The 380-nt window shown below is 38.9% G+C and carries 1 protein-coding gene; it reads right to left on the bottom strand.

The features are described from left to right. A partial coding sequence (locus NE664_15820; protein MCQ4728102.1) for a hypothetical protein occupies positions 1 to 349 on the bottom strand: 349 nt, incomplete at its 3' end. Positions 350 to 380: the final 31 nt, after the last annotated feature.

The raw sequence follows: 380 nt of genomic DNA, 5'->3' as shown, positions 1-380 counted from the left end.
ATTCCGATTCATACTGAAGCTCCTCCTCGCAACGCAGACAATCATTATTAGCGGCTCCGAAACAGCCATGGCAATGCTTCCTCATATCATACTCAGCCTTGGTTATTTCAACAAATTCGTCATTTTCTTCTTTAAAGAAGCGATTAAGCTCCACTGTACAGTCTTCTGGTGTAATTGTATAGAAAATTCCAACTGTGTCGTAATCTCCATTTTCCGGATCAACTAAAAAATCTTCGCAATAGACCTTAAATGGTTTACTTGCCGGAAAATATGGCATGGTAATAGGGAACTTCTCTTCCATTACCCGATTGATCAAGCTACTATGATAGGAATCATGTGGATTGTTCATATTGATTCCACAGTATCTATCTACATCGTGA

Origin of the sequence: Anaerotignum faecicola (assembly GCA_024460105.1) — a bacterium.
In the GTDB taxonomy this organism is placed as follows: domain Bacteria; phylum Bacillota; class Clostridia; order Lachnospirales; family Anaerotignaceae; genus JANFXS01.
The sequence above is the reverse complement of the archived record's forward strand: the minus strand, read 5'-3'. Positions and strand labels throughout refer to the sequence as shown.